Origin of the sequence: Pseudorhodobacter aquimaris (genome assembly GCF_001202025.1) — a bacterium.
GTDB lineage: Bacteria > Pseudomonadota > Alphaproteobacteria > Rhodobacterales > Rhodobacteraceae > Pseudorhodobacter > Pseudorhodobacter aquimaris.
This window is the reverse complement of record NZ_LGHS01000062.1, coordinates 15,136-34,106: the sequence shown is the minus strand read 5'-3', so window position 1 is coordinate 34,106 and position 18,971 is coordinate 15,136. Positions and strand designations below refer to the sequence as shown.

The window sequence follows — 18,971 nt, the reverse complement described above, 5'->3', positions numbered from 1 at the left end:
CAAGACCGGAAAATGTTCAGTGCTGAAGCGACTTTCCTATCGTATTAACACAGGCCTTGGCCGCTATTTCCCCGAACAGCGCCTGTTCTTGAAATCCGATACCGATACGCGCTTTATCCGCCTTCAGCCTCTGACACAGGCGGTCGCCGTTACCGGCGCCGCGCTCTGCCTCGGGTGGACGATTCTGGCGACCTCGATCTTGTTAATGGATTCGATCTCGGCAGGCTCGGGGCGTGATCAGGCACTGCGCCAGCAATCACTCTATGAGGCACGGCTGAATGCGCTGTCCGCCGACCGTGACCTGCGCGCCGTTGAGGCGATGCGCGCGCAAGAACGCTTTAACCTTGCCCTGAAAGAAGTCAGTGACATGCAAGCGCGGCTGCTTGCCTCTGAGGATGGGCGCCGCGAGATGGAAACCGGGGTCGAGGTGATCCAGAACACCCTGCGTCGCACCATCAAGGAACGCGATGCCGCCCGCACCGAAAACGCCACATTGACCGCAAGCCTGCAAGAGCAAACCGGTTCCACCCGTACCGGCGAGGGCCGCATCCGCGATGCCGCAGCCACCGTCGAGGCGCTGGCCGCCGCCCTCTCTGGCACGTCCGAGCAGCGCGACAGCATTGCTCTGGTCGCCATGGCTGCCCGCGAAGAAACCGAAGAAATCGCCGCCCAGAAACGCGCGCTCGAAGTCAAGAACGACATGATCTTCAACCGGCTCGAAGAGGCGGTGGCCCTGTCAATGGAACCGCTGGACAAGATGTTCCGCTCTGCGGGCATGTCGCCCGACGACCTTTTGCGCACCGTGCGCAGGGGTTACTCGGGGCAAGGCGGGCCACTGACGCCCTTTACCCTCTCAACCAAGGGAGAGCCCCTGAGCAATGACGAGATCCGCGCCAATGCGATTTTGCAAGGGCTTGATCATATGAACCTTTACCGGCTGGCAGCAAGCAAGTCGCCCTTTGCGACACCTCTCAAAAGCGGCTTTCGTTTTACCTCTCCTTTCGGGTACCGCAATGACCCCAAAGGGGCCGGACGCCGCTTGCACGCTGGCACCGATTTCGCCGCCCCCTATGGTACCCCTATTTATGCAACCGCTGACGGGGTGGTCACCCATGCAGGCTGGGCCAGCGGTTATGGCCGCCTCGTCAAGATCAAGCATGAGTTCGGAATCGAGACACGATACGCCCATCAATCGAATATCCGCGTAAAAGTTGGACAAAGGGTATCGCGCGGGGATAGGATTGGTGATATGGGGAACTCAGGCCGGTCTACCGGCACTCATCTTCACTACGAGGTTCGGATCGGGGGCAAACCTGTTAACCCGATGACCTTTATCAAGGCAGCGACAGATGTTTTCTAAAAGCAAGATCAATGAACCCGGCCCAAAAACTGAGGCTGACAAGTCCCACGCCACGCAAGGCACCCCCGGGCGCAGCTCGATGGAATTCGGCAACGCGGCAGCCAAGACCAAGCCGTCGGCCTCTGTTCTTTCGTCTGATTTGACCATTACCGGCAACCTGCGCACCACCGGCGATATTCAGGTTGAGGGAACCGTCGAAGGCGACATTCGCGCGCATCTTTTGACCGTTGGCGAAACTGCCACCATCCGCGGTGAGATCGTGGCCGATGACATCGTGGTCAATGGTCGTGTGATTGGCCGCGTTCGTGGGCTCAAGGTTCGGCTGACCTCCACCGCGCGCGTGGAAGGCGATATCATCCACAAGACCATCGCAATTGAGTCGGGTGCGCATTTCGAAGGTTCGGTCCAGCGTCAGGATGATCCATTGGCCACCGGCCGCGCTTCAGCTGCTGCCCCTGCGCAAAATCAGACCCCTGCACCTGCGTCCGCTCCGGCTGCGCCAAAAGCACCGCCTGCCGACAACCGCTAGGCAAGGCGGCATTCTTATTTCGGGCATCCCTGTCATCGGGATGCCCTTTTTCATGCGCAGTCAGGCCAATGCACGTCGGTACAGATGCCATGTTGCGTGCCCCAGAACCGGCAACACGATAAACAAGCCAAAGAATCCCAATGCCATCCCGACAAATATCATAAGCGCAATCATCGCGCCCCATACCAGCATAAGCAACGGATTGTTCAGCACCACCGACACCGAGGTGATCATCGCGGTAACAAAATCCACTTCGCGGTCCAGGAGCAACGGCAGGCTGACAACCGTGAGGGAAAACAAGACCCCTGCGAAAACTGCGCCCACGATGGTCCCCACCCCCAGCATCATCAAGCCGTTCACCGTCAGGAACACATCCAAGGATGTGCTGATATTGGTCATGGCCTGAAGCCCCAGAAACAGCGCAAAAATCATATGCGCGAGGAAGTTCCAGAACAGAAAGAACACGACGACAACCGCCGCCATCGAAGGGATCTGCCGGTCTTTCTGACGGAAGATCACGCCCAGAATAGCGCGCCAGTTCAACGGTTCGCCGGTCTCCAACCTGCGGCTGACCTCATATAACCCACATGCGATGAAAGGGCCAAGGATCGGAAACCCAGCGGCCGCGGGCAGCGTCCACCACACCTGCCCTGTAGCTGTCAGCGCATAAAGGATCAACCAGCCACCGGCCACATAGACCGCCGCAAAGAACAGGCCAAAGACGGGGGCTGCACGAAAATCCTGCCAGCCAGCCGCAAGGGACGCACGCAGATCAGCCGCCTCCAGTATCAAGACTTCAGGCTTCGGGGGGGCGATCGCGGCGGATTGGGACATAGGCTTCTCCTGTCTGGTTTGGATAAACCCTAGCCAGACGCAAGCCGCCTATAAAGATATATTTGGGGTGGCGGAGCGGTTTAATCGTCCAGATTTGCCTCTGCGCGTGATTTCCCCGAGACATCCATCGCCAGCGTCGCCGCCATGAACTTGTCCAGATCGCCGTCCAGAACCCCTTGGCTGTCCGATGTCTCCACCCCTGTACGCAGGTCCTTGACCATCTGGTAGGGCTGCAACACATAAGAGCGGATCTGGTTACCCCAACCCGCATCACCCTTGTTCTCGTGGGCGGCGTTGATGGCCGCGTTGCGCCTGTCCATCTCCATCTGGTAAAGCCGGGAGCGAAGGGCATTCATCGCGATCTCGCGGTTCTGGTGCTGGGACTTCATCGAAGAGGTCACCACGATATTCGTCGGCAAGTGGGTAATCCGCACCGCGGAATCTGTGGTGTTCACATGCTGTCCCCCCGCCCCTGATGACCGGTAGGTATCAATCCGGATGTCCTTGTCGGGGATCTCGATATCAATATTGTCATCCACCACCGGATAGACCCAGACCGAGGAAAACGAGGTATGCCGCCGCGCCGCACTGTCATAGGGGCTGATGCGCACAAGCCGGTGGACGCCTGATTCCGATTTCAACCAGCCATAGGCATTCGGCCCCGAAATCTTGTAGGCGGCGGATTTGATGCCCGCTTCCTCACCGTCGGTCATGGATTGAAGCTCGACCTTATAGCCCTTCTTTTCCGCCCAACGAACATACATCCGCGCCAGCATCGACGCCCAGTCACAGCTTTCGGTCCCCCCTGCGCCCGAATGCACCTCAAGGAAGGTGTCATTGCCATCGGCCTCACCGTTCAGCAGGGCTTCCAATTCCTTGTTGCCCGCAAGGGTTACCAGCTCGCGCAGCGCATCCTCGGCCTCGGTCACCACCTCGGCATCATCCTCAGCTTCGCCCATCTCGATCAGCTCGACATTATCCCGCAGGCCGGTTTCGATCAGATTATAGGTCGCCAGCTGGTCAATCACACCCTGCCGTTCGCGCATCAGTTTTTGCGCCTTGGGCGGGTCGTTCCACAGGTCCGGATCCTCGATCATGGCGTTGAATTCTTCAAGCCGGTGCGGGGCCGTTTCCAAATCCATGCGCTGCGCAAGAAGCGTCAGTGATTTGCGGATGGCTTCCACATTGGACTGGGTTTCTGCGCGCATGTGAGTACTTCCTTGAAGGCGGTGTCAGGTTTCGGGTCATATCGCTTTGCGGGGGTATTTGGCAAGGGCCGCAGCCCCTAGTACAACCCCCCTGAGCTGAGCGTACCAAAATCAGCCTTGTCCGGGATGATCTTGGTCTGCCCGCTAGAGGTGGTCACAGCGCTACCGCCGCCGGTTCCATCATCTTCCTCGCCATAAGCAAAGAGGGGCAAATTCGTCCCCATCCCAAAGCCACCGTCGACATAGGCGCCAAAGCCGGACATCGGTTCATCCCCATCGCGGAAATATTCGGAAACCACATTCGGGCCGGATGCATCATCAGGCAGGACCGCACCGGTAAAGCGGTCGATCTTGCGGAAGAAACCGCCCGGCGGCACCTTGAATTTCCCACCGCCGTATTTGCTGACGGCCTTGCGCATGAACCGCTCAAACACCGGGCCGCAGGTCGTGCCACCATAGGCGCGCCCCATGCTGCGCGGGTTGTCATAACCGATATAGCAACCCGCCGCGATATTGGACGAAAAGCCCACGAACCAAACGTCCTTGGCGTCATTAGTGGTGCCCGTTTTACCCGCGATTGGCACCGGCAAGTTGATGCCCGCAGCCGTCCCGCGTGTCACAACCCCTTCCAGCATTGAGGTCAGCTGATAGGCCGTAATCGCATCCATCACCCGCTCTCGGTTGGAATTGATCCTTGGTAATTCGCGCGGGCTGAGCGCTGCCAGCTGGCAATCCTCACAGATGCGCTGGTCGTGACGATAGATGGTTTTGCCGTAACGGTCCTGCACACGGTCAACCAGCGTCGGCTCAACTCGCTCACCGCCATTGGCAAACATTGCATAGGCGGCAACCATCTTGAACAGGGTCGTCTCCTCAGACCCGAGCGAGTTCGCCAGAAACTGTCCCATCCGGTCGTAAACGCCAAAACGTTCGGCATAGGAAGCCACCACATCCATGCCGATCTCCTCGGCAATCCGCACCGTCATCAGGTTCCGCGATTGCTCAATCCCGGTGCGCAGGGTTGTCGGCCCGTAGAATTTATTCGACGAGTTGCGCGGCCGCCAGATACCTTGGGGGGTGTTCACCTCAATCGGGGCGTCGATAACAATGGTGGCGGGGTTAAAGCCGCTATCAAGTGCCGCCGCAAAGACAAACGGCTTGAAGCTGGAGCCGGGCTGACGCTGTGCCTGAGTGGCGCGGTTAAACACCGAATGCTGATAAGAGAAGCCACCCTGCATCGCCAAAACCCGCCCCGAGTTCACATCCATCGCCATAAACGCGCCCTGCACCTCTGGCACTTGACGCAGGGTCCAGCGAATAAAGCTGCCGTCGCTGTCTTTTGTCATCGCCCGTACCAAGACAACATCGCCCACAGAGACCAGATCGCCGGCGGCGCGCGCCTTATTGGCAAGCCGCCCGTTCGACAAGCGTTTGCGCGCCCATGTCACATCGGCGGCGGGGATGAAATGACCATCGGCGTCTTCTTCGACGCCCTCAATCCCGATCCGCGCCGAGGTATCACCAACCTCCAGCACAACGGCAGGCATCCAGCCTTCGATATCGCGGGCGACATCCACCTCACGCAGGGCTTTGCGCCAGCTTTCTTCATCGGTCAGCTGTGCAGCGTCGATCACCTTGCCCGTGCCGTTCCAAATGCCACGCCCGCGGTCAAATTCCTCCAGACCAGCCTGAAGCGCCTTGGCCGCTTCTTTTTGCAATTCGGGATCAACGGTGGCGCGAATGGTCAAACCACCGCCGAAAAATTCCTGCTCACCAAAGGTGCCGGACAACTGGCGACGGATCTCGTCGCTGAAATAATCGCGCGGGGGCAGGCTTTCACGGAATGCCGGATAATCCCCGTTTTGCACGGTTTTAAGCGGCAGCTCCTTTTCGCGCAGATACGTTTCCTCATCGATATAATTATTCTGCCACATCTCGCGCAGCACATAGTTGCGCCGGTCCACCGCACGGTCATAATCGCGCACCGGATGCAACCCGCGACCGGGCGATTTCGGCAACGCGGCAAGATAGGCGGTCTCTCCCGGCGTCAGCTGCGACAGGATCTTGTTGAAATAGGTCTGTGCGGCGGCAGCGACCCCAAAACTGCGCTGCCCCAGATCGATCTCGTTGAGGTAAAGCTCAAGGATTTTTTCCTTGCTCAGGGTTTCTTCGATGCGGGTAGCAAGGATAATTTCCTTGATCTTGCGTTCTGCCTTACGCTCACCGCCCAAAAGAAAATTCTTCATCACCTGCTGGGTGATGGTCGAGGCACCGCGCACGTTTTCCCCGCGTGATCGAACCGCCTCAAGCGCCGCCACGGCGATACCCCGCGCATCATAGCCGTTGTGGGTATAGAAGTTCTTGTCCTCGGCGCTGATGAAGGCCTGTTTGACAAGAGCCGGAATTTCCTCGGAACTGGCAAAAATCCGGCGCTCCTTGGCGAATTCATCCATCATGTCCCCGCCGCCCGAATAGACCCGGCTGATGGTGGGCGGCGCGTATTTCGCAAGGCTTTCATGGCTGGGCAGATCGCGGCTGTACATGTAGAAAATCGCCCCGACAGAGAGGGCCGCAAAAAACAGGCCCATCGTCAAAAGGGTGAACAGACCACCAAAAAAAGAGCCGATAAATCTGATCACACGCATTTCCCCATGGTTTAGACCTGCTCTATATAGCCTATGCGCCCTGCAAGCAAAAGCGCCGCCCGCGCGCAGAGTACAATTTTGCCCAACTCTTCGTGATCAAGGTTAGCGATGTTCAGGGTCTGGCAGAACCCGCCAAGGCGGCCTCGCGCGCGGCCCATTGCGCAAGACCTTGGTGCAGCGCCGCCATCATATACCCCCGCCACGCCGGGTCGATAAGTCGCGCCAGATCCTGCGAGGATGATAAAAAGCCAAGTTCAATCAAAACCGAGGGGATATCAGGGCTTTTGAGAACCGAGAACCCGCCGGATTGGATTGGCTTACGGTGCATCGGCAGCCCTTCATCTTGGATGGCACCTTTCAACGCCTCCGCCAGCCGCGCGACCTTAGGCGTGGTTTCAGCCCGCGCCATATCCATCAAGACATTCGCGACCAGATCATCTTGCTCGGTCAGATCCACCCCCGCAAGCAGGTCATCACGGTCATGACGCTCGGCCAGCAATTCGCTCGCCGCATCAAACGCATCCTCTGACAGTGTGTAAATCGTCGCCCCTGTCGCCTCGCCCTCGGCCAAAGCATCGGCATGCAGCGACAGCAGCACATCCGCCCCCGCCGCCCGCGCAAGAGATATGCGGGCCTCAAGCGGTACAAAGACATCATCATCCCGGGTCAGGATAACCCGGTAATCGCCGCTACGTTGAAGATATTCCTTGAACTCGCGCGCAAAGGTCAGCATCAGATCCGCCTCGCGGTAGACGCCATTTTCGGCCCCCGGATCAAGCCCGCCATGGCCGGGATCAAGCACCACAACCATCGGGCCCGCCCCGTTCGCCATCGCCTTCGGCAGGTCTGCCGGTTTGGGCAGCGCCCAGCCCTCCGGTTCGGGTCGCGCCGCCAAAGTGGCAAATGTGTCAGCATCTGTCGGGGCAAGGGTCACATGGATCTGCGTTGCGCCCTTGGTCCGCATTGTCGCCGACTGCACCGCCATAGGTCCCGAAAGCTCCAGCACCAGCCGCGACCAGCCGGGGCGAAACACCCCCGCGCGCAGATCAACCACCCGCGAACCAACGCGCGGCAGGTTTGCCACCTGCGAGAAATCGACCTCTCGGGTATCAAGCACCAGCCGCGGCGGGTTATCCAGCACGCGCACGCGCCACGGCACAGGTTGGGAAATTGCAAGCGAAAGTGCCACCCCCCGCCCCTTGTCCTCTACCTGAGACGCGGCCAGATCCAGCCGCGCAATGGCCGAAAGCTCTTGCCCCCAAGCGGGAAGCACCATCAGCATCAACGCCCAAACCGCCAAGATTGCCCGCATCACGCCAAACCTCTCATTTTGCACAGCTTCTAGGACCAGCTTAAGAGCGTAAAATCACGGCTTGATATAGCCCACCATAAAGCCCTTTAGCCGGGCGATGCCCTCTTCGATCTCAGCCGTGCTGCGGGCATAGGAAAAGCGCAGCGTATGTTTGCCCCGAACCGGATCGAAGTCGAGCCCCGGCGTCACCGCGACCCCCGCCTGCCCGAGGATCATCGAGCAGAACTTCAAGCTGTCATCGGTCAACTCCGACACATCGGCATAGACATAAAACGCGCCATCGGGCGGGGCTATCTTGGTGAAACCGGCCTCGCGCAGCCCCTCTATCATCAGAGCACGGTTCTTGGCATAGACGGCGCGGTTTGCCTCCATTTCATCGATGCAATCCAATGCTGCAAGGGCGGCAATCTGGCTGGCATGGGGCGGGCAGATAAACATGTTCTGTGCCAGACGTTCCACGCGGCGCACATGCGATTGCGGCACCACCATCCAGCCGATGCGCCAGCCGGTCATGCTGAAATACTTGGAAAAGGAGTTGATGACATAGGCATCATCGCTGATCTCCAGCGCCGTGACCGCCCGATCGCCGTAATGCAGCCCGTGGTAAATCTCGTCCGAGATGAAGGCGATGTCATGGTCGCGGCAATGATCCATCAACGCCTTGAGCGCGGCGTGGTCCAGCATGGTGCCCGAAGGATTGCCTGGACTTGCAACGATAAGCCCTGACATATCCACACCCGCCAAATCATCCAGCACGGGTTGCAGCCGGTTTTCAGCACGGGTCGGGATGCCCACCGGCGTCAGCGACAAGGCGCGCAGGATCTGCCGATAAGAGGGATAGCCGGGTTCCCCCAGACCAACCTTTTCGCCCGCGTCAAACAGCGATGTAAAAGCCAACAAGAACCCCGAAGAAGAGCCGGTCGTGACAATCACGCGGCTGGGATCAAGCTCCACATCATACCAACGTTTGTAAAGCCCCGCGATGCCTGCGCGCAATTCCGGCAGGCCAAGCGCCACCGTATAGCCAAGCGCGCCCTGCCCCATTGCCGCGGTCAAGGCATCACGCGCTCCTTGGGCCGCGCCGGTTCCGGGCTGACCGACCTCCATATGGATAATGCTGCGCCCTGCGGCCTCGGCAGCGCGCGCGGCCTCCATCACATCCATCACGATAAAGGGATCAACCGCCCCGCGCTGTGATTGTCTCAGGCTTTTTGCCACTGTCATATCCCCGTCTTCAAAGCTGTCTGTGCATTGCCACATCCCTTACAGAGTGGCCGCAATATCGTCAAACCTTTGGCACTGCGCCGAATTATCACGGGCAATTTGGTTGCCCTCCCCCCCCGCAATCGGGCATGAGGGGGCAAGGTCAACCAGACATGGCGCCACAGGTGCCACCACATCGGAGTACATTATGAACAAGCTGCTTGCCACCACGGCCCTCGCATTGGCCCTTGCCCCGCCCGCCTTCGCGCAAAGCAAGCTGTCGGATGCCGAGCGCGCCGATTTCCGCGCCGAGGTACGCGCCTATCTGCTGGAAGAGCCCGAAGTGCTGATGGAGGTCTTTGCCATCCTCGAAGAGCGCCGCAACAGCGATGCAGTGGCCGATGATCTGGCCATGCTTGAAACCAACAAAGACGAGATTTTCAACGATCCCGCAAGCTGGGTCGGCGGTAATCCCAATGGCGATATCACTGTGGTGGAATTCATGGATTATCGCTGCGGCTATTGCAAGAAAGCCTTTGAGGATGTGGCAGAGCTGGTGTCATCCGATGGCAATATCCGCTTTGTAGTCAAAGAGTTCCCTATTCTGGGCGAACAATCCGACTTGGCCTCACGCTTTGCGATTGCGGTCTTGCAGATGGACGGAGCGGCGGCCTATGAAAAGGTGCATGACGCGCTGATGGTGATGCGCGGTGAGGTGACGCCGGATAACCTTGCCAGCATCGGGAAAGATGCGGGACTTGCGGATGTCGACGCGGTCCTGGCGCATATGACATCCGCCGAAGTTACTGCCGTGATCGATGCAAACCGCGCCCTTGCCCAGCGTTTGGCCATCAATGGCACACCGACCTTCGTGATCGACAATACCTTGGTGCGTGGCTATGTGCCGCTGGACGGTATGCGCCAGATTGTCGAAGGCCAGCGCGAGGGCTGAATGTTTGGCCGGGGGTAAGCCCCCGGCGCACCCCTATTTACCAGCCGGTTCAGTCGGATCTTTGTCGGCGTCCAGCTCTGCCGCGCGCTTTTCGACAAGTTCGACAATATGGTCGATCATCGCCTCATTGCCCAGCTTGTGGCTTTGCTTGCCCGCAAGATAGACCATGCCCGACCCCGCACCACCACCGGTAAAGCCGATATCCGTCAACAGCGCCTCTCCGGGACCGTTGACGACACAGCCAATGATGCTCAGGCTCATCGAGGTGGTGACATGGGACAGACGGTCCTCCAGCTCGGTCACGGTTTTGATCACGTCGAACCCCTGCCGCGCACAGGACGGGCAGGAGATGATCGTGACACCCCGGTGGCGCAAGCCAAGGGATTTCAGGATCTCGAACCCGACCTTTACGTCTGCTTCGGGATCAGCCGACAGCGACACGCGGATGGTATCACCAATCCCCGACCAAAGCAGATTGCCAAGGCCGATGGCGGATTTGACCGTGCCAGATTGCAGACCACCCGCCTCAGTGATGCCAAGATGGATCGGCGCGTCAGTCACAGCGGCAAGTTGGGTGTAAGCAGCCGCAGACATAAAGACGTCCGAGGCTTTGACGCTGATCTTATATTCATGAAAATCATTGTCTTGCAGCAATTTGATATGGTCCAAACCGGATTCGACCATCGCATCAGGGCAAGGTTCGCCGTATTTATCAAGCAGATGGCGTTCCAGTGAGCCGGCATTGACACCAATCCGGATCGAACATCCATGATCTTTTGCGGCCTTGACCACTTCGCGCACACGGGCGGCATCCCCGATATTGCCGGGATTGATCCGAAGACAGGCCGCCCCCGCCTCTGCCGCCTCAATCGCGCGCTTATAGTGGAAATGGATGTCGGCAACGATGGGCACGGGGGATTCACGGCAAATCTCACGCAGAGCCAGCGCGCTTTCGCGGTCGGGTGCCGAGACGCGCACAATATCGGCCCCCGCGTCGGCGGCACGCTGCACCTGCGCAATCGTGGCCTTGATGTCGGTGGTCAACGTATTGGTCATCGTCTGGACCGAAATCGGGGCATCCCCGCCAACAGCGACCTTGCCCACCATGATCTGGCGGGATTTGCGACGTTCAATATTGCGCCATGGACGAATTGGATTATGGGTCATTGGATACTCGGGCCAAGGGAATTGCGTCCCCATTGGCTAGGGGGAAAGTGGCCAAAAGGCAACCGTTTGCTTGATCACAAAGACGGGCTGGAGGGGCAAAGCACCATTGCGTTATTGGCATCAGCCACGGCCACGGATTGCCCAGTCTCTACATTCGGGAATTTTCCCTGAACCGCATCCGCCGTCAGCACCACATTTTTGACAACCTGCGCACCCGGTGCCGAGGGGCCAAACGTCTTGCCATTGACGGTGAAATAGACCGAACCGGAATTGCCCGCGCGCAGCACAGGTGCAGCATCCATCAGCGGCACGGTATAGCGTTCACAGGAATCAAGAACTTTTTCCAGCAACACGGTCCCATCTGCCGAGGAAACCCGCACCCAAGACGGGCGCACGGCCAGAATTTCAACGATATTGGGATCAGCAGCGACGACCTGCACTTCGTTTTCAACCGAAACGGTTTCGGGCGCGCCTGCCACTTCGGCCACCAACTGCGCAATTGCTTGGCGCTGCGGATCAATCGCGGCAATCGGCCCGTCACGCGAGGTCAGCACAGGAACATCCAGCGCTTGAGGACGATATAGCCGGTCAGATCGGACCGGCATTTGCGTATTGGCAGCGATTGAGGTTGAAGTTTCCTCGACCGTCTGGCTTTCCGGAGCCGAACGGACCACCGGGGCCACGCCTTGCACATTGCCCAGGGGGTCGATTTCAGCGATGACTTGGGGTGCCTGATCTACGGGGGCAAGCTGTACGCGCTGCACCTCTTGCAAGACAGACCAGCCGCCATAGCCCAAACCACCGATCAGCCCGAGCAAGACCAACAAAGACCCGACAGCGCCCGGCTCCACACGCGAGAACAGCGACTCACTGCGCGGAACGAAGGTCGCATTAGGATTTGCCAAGGGGTCGCCAAAATCCTGCACGCGGCTGCGCGCCTTGGTCAGCCGGGCGGGGGATGCCTCAACCGACATGCCATGCGCCAGGGTGAAATTCGCCTCACGGCAAAACTTCGCATAGGCCCAATCAGGGTCCATGCCAAGATAGCGCGAATAGGACCGCACATAACCGGCCACAAACCCTTGGGTTTCAAAAGCAGAGGTGTCGCAGTTTTCGATGGCAGCAATATAGGTTGCCTTGACCTTCAACTCTCGTTGAACATCCAGCAATGACTTGCCCAAGGTTGCGCGCTCCCCGCGCATAAGGTCGCCCAGACGTAGCTCGAAATCGTCAAAGCCCTTGGGCTTGTCGCTTTCGGACGTCGAAGGTACTTTCCTTCGGCCGATCATCAAGTATGCCTCGTTTTCTGCCCCATCTTCTGCGCCTGAGTCGTATCACCGACTCGACGCTATCGTATTGCCCCTATAGTAGCACATTACAATCCAAATAGCACATCTAGATATAAATCAAGCCGTCAACTCGGCACGATTTAGCGCACATTGCTGCCAAAGTTTATCCATCGCCTTAACCAATGCGTCAATCTGGGCCGCATCATGCACCGGCGACGGGGTAAAACGAAGCCGCTCTGTCCCGCGGGGCACAGTGGGGAAGTTGATCGGTTGCACATAGATGCCGAATTGCTCCAGCAACATATCAGACAGCGCCTTACAATGCACCGGATCGCCAACATGCACCGGCACGATATGGCTGCCGTGGTCGATCAATGGCAGACCGATCGCCTTAAGCCGGCTCTTGAGAATCCGCGCATGAAGCTGCTGGCTGTCACGCAAATGCTGCGCGGATTTCAGATGCCGCACCGAGGCCGCAGCCCCCGCAGCAACCGCAGGCGGCATCGAAGACGTAAAGATGAACCCCGGCGCATAGGACCGCACCGCATCGCACATCTTGGCCGAAGCCGCGATATAGCCACCCGCAACCCCATATGCCTTGGCCAGCGTGGCATTAATGATATCAATACGCCCCATCAACCCGTCACGCTCGGCCACCCCTGCGCCGCGCGGGCCATACATGCCCACGGCGTGAACCTCATCGATATAGGTCAGCGCGCCGAATTCATCAGCCGCGTCACAAATCGCCTCAATTGGCCCAAAATCGCCATCCATCGAATAAATCGATTCAAATGCAATCAGTTTTGGTGCGGCCGGATCATCGGCAGCCATCAATTCGCGCAAATGCGCCACGTCGTTATGACGGAAAATCCGCTTGGCCCCGCCATTGCGGCGCACACCCTCGATCATCGAGGCGTGGTTCAGGGCATCCGAATAGATGATCAGCCCCGGAAACAGCTTGGGCAGGGTCGAAAGCGTCGCATCATTGGCGTTATAGGCCGAGGTAAAGACCAAAGCGGCCTCTTTCCCATGCAGATCGGCCAGTTCGGCCTCAAGCCGGTTGTGATAGACGGTCGTGCCCGAAATATTGCGCGTCCCACCAGAGCCTGCGCCCGTGGCATCCAGCGCCTCTTTCATCGCGTCCAGCACAACTGGATTTTGCCCCATGCCGAGGTAATCATTGCCGCACCAGACCGTAATCTTGCGCTGCTCCCCATCCGGTTTGCGCCAAATCGCAGCAGGATAGGCACCTTTGTGTCGTTCAATATCGATGAAAGTGCGATAGCGCCCCTCTTCGTGCAAACGGTCGAGGGCGGTGTCGAGGGCGGCATCATAATTCATCTTCATCTCCAGCTTTTCCTGCCCGAATCATGACGTTTACAGCAGGTTAAGGCCAATTTACGCCGGTAAACGGTATGGCGCTTTGATACTTATCAAGGCTTATAAACGAAAGGGGGCAATTTGCCGCCCCCTTTCGTCAAATTTCTGGTTATTCGGGATCGGCAACCACAACTTTGCAGTCATCTGCGCCCTTATCGGCACAATCCCTTAGCGCGCCTGCCTGTGCCTGCGCCCCTTTGCCCAAGGCAAAAAAGCCGGTTGTGGCCGATGTCGCCAGCGCACGCCCGCCACGGCGACCGTAATCCTCTGCCATCGCAACCGTGCCCTCAACTGACAACTGCAAGACGCGCGACTCCCATCCTTTGGGCCGCACAATGGCAGCAATCACGCATTCGGTCGCCGATTTACGCAAGGTATTGCACCCCGCCAGCGCCGCCGCCGAAGCTGCCTCAACGCTGTGATGGTTGGCAACAAGTGTCGTCGCCTCGGATTTCAAAAGTTCCTCTTCGGGCGCAATCGCGGCGGCGGCGTAATAGGCGTAATCCTTGACCACACCGGCCAAAAGCGCGGAATGCTCAACCGATAGCCCTGCGACCGCCAACATCTGCACCTCTGATCTTTTGGCGGAATAAAGTTGTTTGGCCGCCTGTTTGCCCGTTAATGGTTCGGCCAGCACCGCCCCCGAGCATAGAGCAAGCCCCAAGCCCGCACAGATCAACGCCTTACCTGATTGCAACATCACCAAACACCCCGCCTTTGTCGTCAAAACCCATTCTGCGCTGGCTTTACCCGATCTTGCCCCCTCTGGACAGGGGCCGCGTTGCTGTTACCTTGCGCAAAATATCAAAAACCGGAGAGCGCCATGACCATCCAAGCCGTCCTTGCCCGAATTGACCAAGCCTTGCCCGAGGCCACCGACCGCTTGCTCGATCTGTTGCGCATCCCGTCGATCTCCACCGATCCCGCCTATCAGGCCGATTGCGACCGTGCCGCCGATTGGCTGGTTGCGGATCTGCAGGGCCTGGGGTTTGAGGCCTCCAAGCGCCCAACGCCGGGGCACCCCATGGTCGTCGCCCATTATGACGGGCCGGAAGTTGCAGGCACACCGCATCTGCTGTTTTACGGCCATTATGATGTGCAGCCCGTTGATCCACTTTCCTTGTGGGACCGTGACCCCTTTGATCCACAGATCGAGAATACCCCCGCAGGCAAGGTGATCCGCGGGCGCGGTGCCTCGGATGACAAAGGCCAGTTAATGACCTTCCTCGAGGCTTGCCGCGCATGGCGCGCCGAACATGGCCGCCTGCCCTGCCGTCTGACGATTTTCCTTGAGGGCGAAGAAGAGTCGGGGTCTCCCTCGCTGATCCCGTTCATGCAGGAAAACGCCGAGGAACTGCGCGCCGATGTCGCCCTGATTTGCGATACAGGGCTGTTCCAGTCCCAAACCCCGTCGATCGTGACCATGCTGCGCGGATTGCTCGGTGAAGAAGTCACTATCAAAGCCGCCAGCAAAGACCTCCATTCCGGCATGTATGGCGGGCTGGCGATGAACCCGATCCGCCTGCTGTCGCAGATCATCGCGGGGCTGCATGATGATACCGGCCGTATCACCCTTCCGGGATTTTACGACGGCGTGCCGGAACTGTCGGACGAAATGCGTGCCCAGTGGCAGGGCCTCGCTTTTGATCACGCACGCTTTCTGGGCGATGTCGGCCTGTCCGTTCCTGCGGGGGAAACCGACCGCACGCCATTGGAAATGCTATGGTCACGCCCGACATGTGAGGTGAACGGCATCTGGGGCGGCTATACCGGCGACGGCTTCAAAACCGTGCTGCCCGCCGAGGCCCATGCCAAGATCAGCTTCCGCCTTGTCGGCCAACAAGACCCGCTGGCCATCCGCGAGGCCTTTCGCGCCTATGTCACGGCCCAGCTTCCGCCCGATTGCACCGCAGAGTTTTCCGCCCATGGCGACAGCCCCGCAGGCCAGATGAGCGTGGAAAACCCCGCGTTTGAGCCCGCCCGCGCCGCCCTGACCGAGGAATGGGGCACCGCCGCTGCCTATGTCGGTTGTGGCGGGTCGATCCCGATTGCGGGCTACTTCAAGACCTATCTGGATATGGATGCGATGCTGATCGGCTTTGCCAAGGACGATGACCAGATCCATTCCCCGAATGAGAAATACGACCTGCAAAGCTTTCAAAAAGGCATCCGGTCCTGGGCGCGCGTTCTGGACCGGCTGACCACGGCAAAAGGATAAACGGATGACCGTTGCAATACGCGACATCACGCCAGAGGATGAACCCCTCTGGCGAGATCTATGGGATCAATATCTGACGTTTTACGCCGTTCAGCTTGCCCCCGAGGTCACGGATAAGACATGGGCGCGGCTTATCGACCCGCAAGCGGTTTTGCGCGGTCGGGTGGCGGTGCTTGATGGCGTGGTGGTAGGCTTTGCCTTGTATCACCATCACCTGTCCACTTGGGCCGCCAATCCCGATTGCTATCTGGAGGATCTGTTTTTGACTGAGGCCGCGCGCGGCCATGGCCTCGGGCGCGGTCTGATCGATGATCTGATAAAAATCTGTCACGAGAGCGGTTATTCACGGCTCTATTGGCACACGGATGAGGGCAATACCCGCGCCCGCAAGCTCTATGACAGCTACACCCCATATGATGGGCACCTGCGCTACCGCATCAAGCTTTGATCGCCATGCGCGCCAGTTTGGCAATCAGCAAGACCACCGGGGCGGCATGCATCAACAAATCGAAAATATCAACGGGGCGGGTCAAGGTGCCTGCCCCCAACATCTTCAGCTTTTCCCACAGGTGCGGCTCCGGCACGAAAGGCGCAAGGCCCAGCCCCAAAGCGGCAATCACCAACAGGCCAAGCGGTATCGAATCAAGAAATGACATAGCAACCCCCATATGTTCGGAGCTGTTTATCGAATATATATGAAAATGGGAATGTATTAATGGCGCGGTTGACGGGACTCGAACCCGCGACCCCCGGCGTGACAGGCCGGTACTCTAACCAACTGAGCTACAACCGCGCTTTTAATACACGTTCGGGCGGGCGAATGGCGCGGTTGACGGGACTCGAACCCGCGACCCCCGGCGTGACAGGCCGGTACTCTAACCAACTGAGCTACAACCGCAGCACCATCCGGATCCGCCCGAACGTGAGGGGGTATTACGGAAGCACGCTGGCGGCGTCAAGCGGCCAATGTGGTTTTTCATCGCTTTGATGCAGGAATTATTTTTCGGGGCTGTCGGGAGCCATCAAAACCGTCCAATGCACGGCAGTCAGGCGATCGCCCGCGCAAGCCGCGTCAGCTTGGCACGTTTCAACAAAGGGCGCAGGGCCTTCTCCTCGCCCGAGAGGCGCGAAGCAGTGGCGCGCACCTCTTCCAATGCGGTTTCCACCGCTTGCGGGTGATGCGACCACAGCTCCCACAACAGGCCATCGGGGTCACGACGGTCCAGCCCCTCGGCGGCCAAAGTCCCGCGCGGAAAATCCTTGGCGTTCAGGGTCACAACCGCATCGGCATTGCCCGCTATCGCCACGGCCAGAACATGCAAGTCATTGTCATCCGGCAGATAGAGCCGCGCCTCCAACCCCGGCTGGGCGGGAATGCGGGCCTTTGGAAACAGATCCTGCGCGCGGGCGATGGCGGCCAAGGCCTCCCCCTCGGCCTGCGCGCCATAACGGGCGGCAGCATGTTGCCATTCGCCCAGTATCCGGTCGGACCAGATCGGCACGAACAACCCCTGCCCGGCCACCGCCAGCAATACCTCCCGCATCACCGTCGGGAATAAAACGCATGCATCAAGGCAAAGCATCATCCGTCAAGCCGGTAGAACAACGCCTTGAGGTATCCGCTTTCCGCCAGCTGCGGCAGCATCGGGTGGTCCGGCCCCGCGTGGCCGGTATAAATCAACTGCCCACGCCGCCCCGCGCGCCCAATCCCGCGCCCGCTGGCATTGCGAAACGCCGACAAATCAGCCGCATGCGAGCATGAACAAAGCCCGAGATAGCCCCCCGGTGCCAGCAAGGGTGCCGCAAGCCGCGCAACCCGCTCATAGGCGCGCAAACCGGCCACCAGCGCCGGCTTGGCAGGCGCAAAGGCAGGCGGGTCACAGATGATCACGTCAAACTGCGCGCCCTCGGCGGCCAAGGCCTCCAGCACCGCGAAAGCATCGCCTTGACGGGTGGTAAAACGATCGGCAAAGCCCGAAGCCTCGGCCCCCTGCTCCGCCAGCTTCAGCGCAGGCGCAGAGCCGTCCACCGCCAGCACAGAGGCCGCCCCCCCCGCCAAAGCCGCCAGACCAAAGCCACCGACATGGGAGAACACATCCAAAACCCGCGCGCCCTTTGACAAGCGGGCCGCAAAGGCGTGATTGGGGCGTTGGTCAAAGAAGAGACCGGTTTTCTGCCCGCTGATCAGATCGGCCATATATGTGGCCCCGTTCATCGGCACGGGGATCGGCCCGTCGATGGTGCCTTGCAGAACGGTGGTCTCCTCAGCCAGCCCCTCAAGGCTGCGAGCGCGGCCGGTGCCGTTTTTCAGGATATTCTTTACCCCCGTCACAGCGGTCAGGGCCGCAGCCAGCGCATCGATATGCGACTCGGCCCAAGCGGCATTGGGCTGAATAACGGCGGTATCACCAAAACGGTCGATCACCACACCGGGCAAACCATCTGCCTCGGCATGGATCAAACGGTAGAACGGCGCATCATAAAGCCGGTCACGCATCGCAAAAGCACGGGCCAGACGCGCCTCAAGCCAAGGCTGATCAATCTGGGTTGCGGGATCCTGGTCCAGCATCCGGCAGATGATCTTGGAATTGGGATTGACCGTAACCAGCCCCATAGCGCGGCGGTCGCCATCCTCCAGCACCGCAAGGGTACCGGGGGCAAGTTTCTGGGTGCGCCTGTCTGTCACCAGCTCATCGGCGTAAACCCATGGGAAGCCGTGGCGGATCGCCCGCGCCTCGGCCTTTGGTTTCAGGCGAACGACCGGCCGAGGGCCGGTGTCGGTTCTTGCGGGGGCGCTGTCACGCGAGATTGGGGTATGGTTCATCGCCTGATCCTTAACCTGTTCCGCAACCCACGAAAACCCCGTCTGTTGGT

At 59.3% G+C, this 18,971-nt stretch carries 17 protein-coding genes and 2 tRNA genes; 5 read left to right on the top strand and 14 right to left on the bottom strand.

Annotation, left to right across the window (positions count from 1 at the left end):
* The first annotated feature begins 19 nt into the window (after window positions 1–19).
* Together AKU94_RS11060 and AKU94_RS11055 are read left to right on the top strand one after the other, a co-directional pair.
* The gene (locus AKU94_RS11060; protein ID WP_050527376.1) at window positions 20–1,360 is read left to right on the top strand and encodes a M23 family metallopeptidase; all 1,341 of its coding nucleotides are present in this window, start codon (window positions 20–22) and stop codon (window positions 1,358–1,360) included.
* Window positions 1,350–1,889 (top strand): bactofilin family protein, encoded by a 540-nt coding sequence (locus AKU94_RS11055; protein WP_050527330.1) that lies wholly within the window; start codon window positions 1,350–1,352, stop codon window positions 1,887–1,889. The genes AKU94_RS11060 and AKU94_RS11055 overlap by 11 nt, the downstream gene beginning before the upstream one ends.
* 60 nt (window positions 1,890–1,949) lie before the next feature.
* Here the strand turns inward: AKU94_RS11055 and AKU94_RS11050 are convergent, their stop codons facing one another.
* The 5 genes from AKU94_RS11050 to AKU94_RS11030 all read right to left on the bottom strand — a co-directional run bounded on the left by AKU94_RS11050 (window position 1,950) and on the right by AKU94_RS11030 (window position 9,094).
* The gene (locus AKU94_RS11050; RefSeq protein ID WP_050527329.1) at window positions 1,950–2,723 is read right to left on the bottom strand and encodes a DUF2189 domain-containing protein; all 774 of its coding nucleotides are present in this window, start codon (window positions 2,721–2,723) and stop codon (window positions 1,950–1,952) included.
* A gap of 80 nt (window positions 2,724–2,803) precedes the next feature.
* Entirely contained in the window at window positions 2,804–3,931 is a 1,128-nt protein-coding gene (prfB, locus tag AKU94_RS11045) for a peptide chain release factor 2 (protein ID WP_050527328.1), read from the bottom strand.
* Between the two features lie 77 nt (window positions 3,932–4,008).
* On the bottom strand, window positions 4,009–6,570 hold the full coding sequence (locus tag AKU94_RS11040; RefSeq protein ID WP_050527375.1) for a penicillin-binding protein 1A: 2,562 nt from the start codon (window positions 6,568–6,570) through the stop codon (window positions 4,009–4,011).
* Between the two features lie 118 nt (window positions 6,571–6,688).
* Window positions 6,689–7,888: an N-acetylmuramoyl-L-alanine amidase gene (locus AKU94_RS11035; RefSeq protein ID WP_050527327.1), complete on the bottom strand. Its 1,200-nt coding sequence runs from the start codon at window positions 7,886–7,888 to the stop codon at window positions 6,689–6,691.
* 54 nt (window positions 7,889–7,942) lie between these two features.
* Window positions 7,943–9,094: a pyridoxal phosphate-dependent aminotransferase gene (locus AKU94_RS11030; protein ID WP_050527374.1), complete on the bottom strand. Its 1,152-nt coding sequence runs from the start codon at window positions 9,092–9,094 to the stop codon at window positions 7,943–7,945.
* Between the two features lie 205 nt (window positions 9,095–9,299).
* Here AKU94_RS11030 and AKU94_RS11025 point away from each other — a divergent pair, with 205 nt between their 5' ends.
* Complete coding sequence (locus AKU94_RS11025; RefSeq protein WP_050527326.1) at window positions 9,300–10,043, top strand: DsbA family protein; 744 nt, start codon at window positions 9,300–9,302, stop codon at window positions 10,041–10,043.
* Between the two features lie 33 nt (window positions 10,044–10,076).
* Here the strand turns inward: AKU94_RS11025 and ispG are convergent, their stop codons facing one another.
* From ispG to AKU94_RS11005, 4 genes are all read right to left on the bottom strand, one after another.
* A complete protein-coding gene (ispG, locus tag AKU94_RS11020) occupies window positions 10,077–11,210 on the bottom strand; it encodes a flavodoxin-dependent (E)-4-hydroxy-3-methylbut-2-enyl-diphosphate synthase (RefSeq protein WP_050527325.1) in 1,134 nt (377 codons plus the stop codon).
* A 74-nt stretch (window positions 11,211–11,284) separates the two neighbouring features.
* Complete coding sequence (locus AKU94_RS11015) at window positions 11,285–12,499, bottom strand: helix-turn-helix domain-containing protein (protein ID WP_050527324.1); 1,215 nt, start codon at window positions 12,497–12,499, stop codon at window positions 11,285–11,287.
* Between the two features lie 117 nt (window positions 12,500–12,616).
* Window positions 12,617–13,840: a 5-aminolevulinate synthase gene (hemA, locus tag AKU94_RS11010; protein WP_050527373.1), complete on the bottom strand. Its 1,224-nt coding sequence runs from the start codon at window positions 13,838–13,840 to the stop codon at window positions 12,617–12,619.
* A gap of 148 nt (window positions 13,841–13,988) precedes the next feature.
* Window positions 13,989–14,579, bottom strand: a complete 591-nt coding sequence (locus tag AKU94_RS11005) for a hypothetical protein (RefSeq protein ID WP_050527323.1) — start codon at window positions 14,577–14,579, stop codon at window positions 13,989–13,991.
* Between the two features lie 123 nt (window positions 14,580–14,702).
* Between AKU94_RS11005 and AKU94_RS11000 the strand changes: the two genes are divergently transcribed.
* Window positions 14,703–16,097: a M20/M25/M40 family metallo-hydrolase gene (locus AKU94_RS11000; protein WP_050527322.1), complete on the top strand. Its 1,395-nt coding sequence runs from the start codon at window positions 14,703–14,705 to the stop codon at window positions 16,095–16,097.
* 4 nt (window positions 16,098–16,101) lie between these two features.
* The gene (locus AKU94_RS10995; protein ID WP_050527321.1) at window positions 16,102–16,545 is read left to right on the top strand and encodes a GNAT family N-acetyltransferase; all 444 of its coding nucleotides are present in this window, start codon (window positions 16,102–16,104) and stop codon (window positions 16,543–16,545) included.
* Here AKU94_RS10995 and AKU94_RS10990 read toward each other — a convergent pair.
* The 5 genes from AKU94_RS10990 to AKU94_RS10970 all read right to left on the bottom strand — a co-directional run bounded on the left by AKU94_RS10990 (window position 16,535) and on the right by AKU94_RS10970 (window position 18,921).
* Window positions 16,535–16,753 carry a hypothetical protein gene (locus AKU94_RS10990; RefSeq protein WP_050527372.1) on the bottom strand — a complete coding sequence of 73 codons (219 nt, stop codon included), beginning with the start codon at window positions 16,751–16,753 and terminating at the stop codon, window positions 16,535–16,537. The two genes, AKU94_RS10995 and AKU94_RS10990, sit on opposite strands and share 11 nt — an antisense overlap.
* Before the next feature lie 60 nt (window positions 16,754–16,813).
* A tRNA-Asp gene (locus AKU94_RS10985) sits at window positions 16,814–16,890 on the bottom strand.
* Between the two features lie 28 nt (window positions 16,891–16,918).
* Window positions 16,919–16,995 (bottom strand) — tRNA-Asp (locus AKU94_RS10980).
* Between the two features lie 148 nt (window positions 16,996–17,143).
* A complete protein-coding gene (locus tag AKU94_RS10975; protein ID WP_050527320.1) occupies window positions 17,144–17,683 on the bottom strand; it encodes an RSP_2648 family PIN domain-containing protein in 540 nt (179 codons plus the stop codon).
* On the bottom strand, window positions 17,680–18,921 hold the full coding sequence (locus tag AKU94_RS10970; RefSeq protein ID WP_050527319.1) for an RSP_2647 family RNA methyltransferase: 1,242 nt from the start codon (window positions 18,919–18,921) through the stop codon (window positions 17,680–17,682). Before AKU94_RS10970 ends, AKU94_RS10975 begins: the two co-directional genes overlap by 4 nt.
* Window positions 18,922–18,971: the final 50 nt, after the last annotated feature.

Excerpts from the sequence above, each read along its gene's own strand:
- AKU94_RS11015 (WP_050527324.1), bottom strand. The coding sequence starts at position 12,499 with ATGATCGGCCGAAGGAAAGTACCTTCGACGTCCGAAAGCGACAAGCCC.
- AKU94_RS10990 (WP_050527372.1), bottom strand. The coding sequence starts at position 16,753 with ATGTCATTTCTTGATTCGATACCGCTTGGCCTGTTGGTGATTGCCGCT.
- AKU94_RS10995 (WP_050527321.1), top strand. The coding sequence starts at position 16,102 with ATGACCGTTGCAATACGCGACATCACGCCAGAGGATGAACCCCTCTGG.
- AKU94_RS11000 (WP_050527322.1), top strand. The coding sequence starts at position 14,703 with ATGACCATCCAAGCCGTCCTTGCCCGAATTGACCAAGCCTTGCCCGAG.
- AKU94_RS11005 (WP_050527323.1), bottom strand. The coding sequence starts at position 14,579 with ATGTTGCAATCAGGTAAGGCGTTGATCTGTGCGGGCTTGGGGCTTGCT.
- AKU94_RS10975 (WP_050527320.1), bottom strand. The coding sequence starts at position 17,683 with ATGATGCTTTGCCTTGATGCATGCGTTTTATTCCCGACGGTGATGCGG.
- prfB (WP_050527328.1), bottom strand. The coding sequence starts at position 3,931 with ATGCGCGCAGAAACCCAGTCCAATGTGGAAGCCATCCGCAAATCACTG.
- ispG (WP_050527325.1), bottom strand. The coding sequence starts at position 11,210 with ATGACCCATAATCCAATTCGTCCATGGCGCAATATTGAACGTCGCAAA.
- hemA (WP_050527373.1), bottom strand. The coding sequence starts at position 13,840 with ATGAATTATGATGCCGCCCTCGACACCGCCCTCGACCGTTTGCACGAA.
- AKU94_RS11050 (WP_050527329.1), bottom strand. The coding sequence starts at position 2,723 with ATGTCCCAATCCGCCGCGATCGCCCCCCCGAAGCCTGAAGTCTTGATA.
- AKU94_RS11025 (WP_050527326.1), top strand. The coding sequence starts at position 9,300 with ATGAACAAGCTGCTTGCCACCACGGCCCTCGCATTGGCCCTTGCCCCG.
- AKU94_RS11055 (WP_050527330.1), top strand. The coding sequence starts at position 1,350 with ATGTTTTCTAAAAGCAAGATCAATGAACCCGGCCCAAAAACTGAGGCT.
- AKU94_RS10970 (WP_050527319.1), bottom strand. The coding sequence starts at position 18,921 with ATGAACCATACCCCAATCTCGCGTGACAGCGCCCCCGCAAGAACCGAC.
- AKU94_RS11035 (WP_050527327.1), bottom strand. The coding sequence starts at position 7,888 with ATGCGGGCAATCTTGGCGGTTTGGGCGTTGATGCTGATGGTGCTTCCC.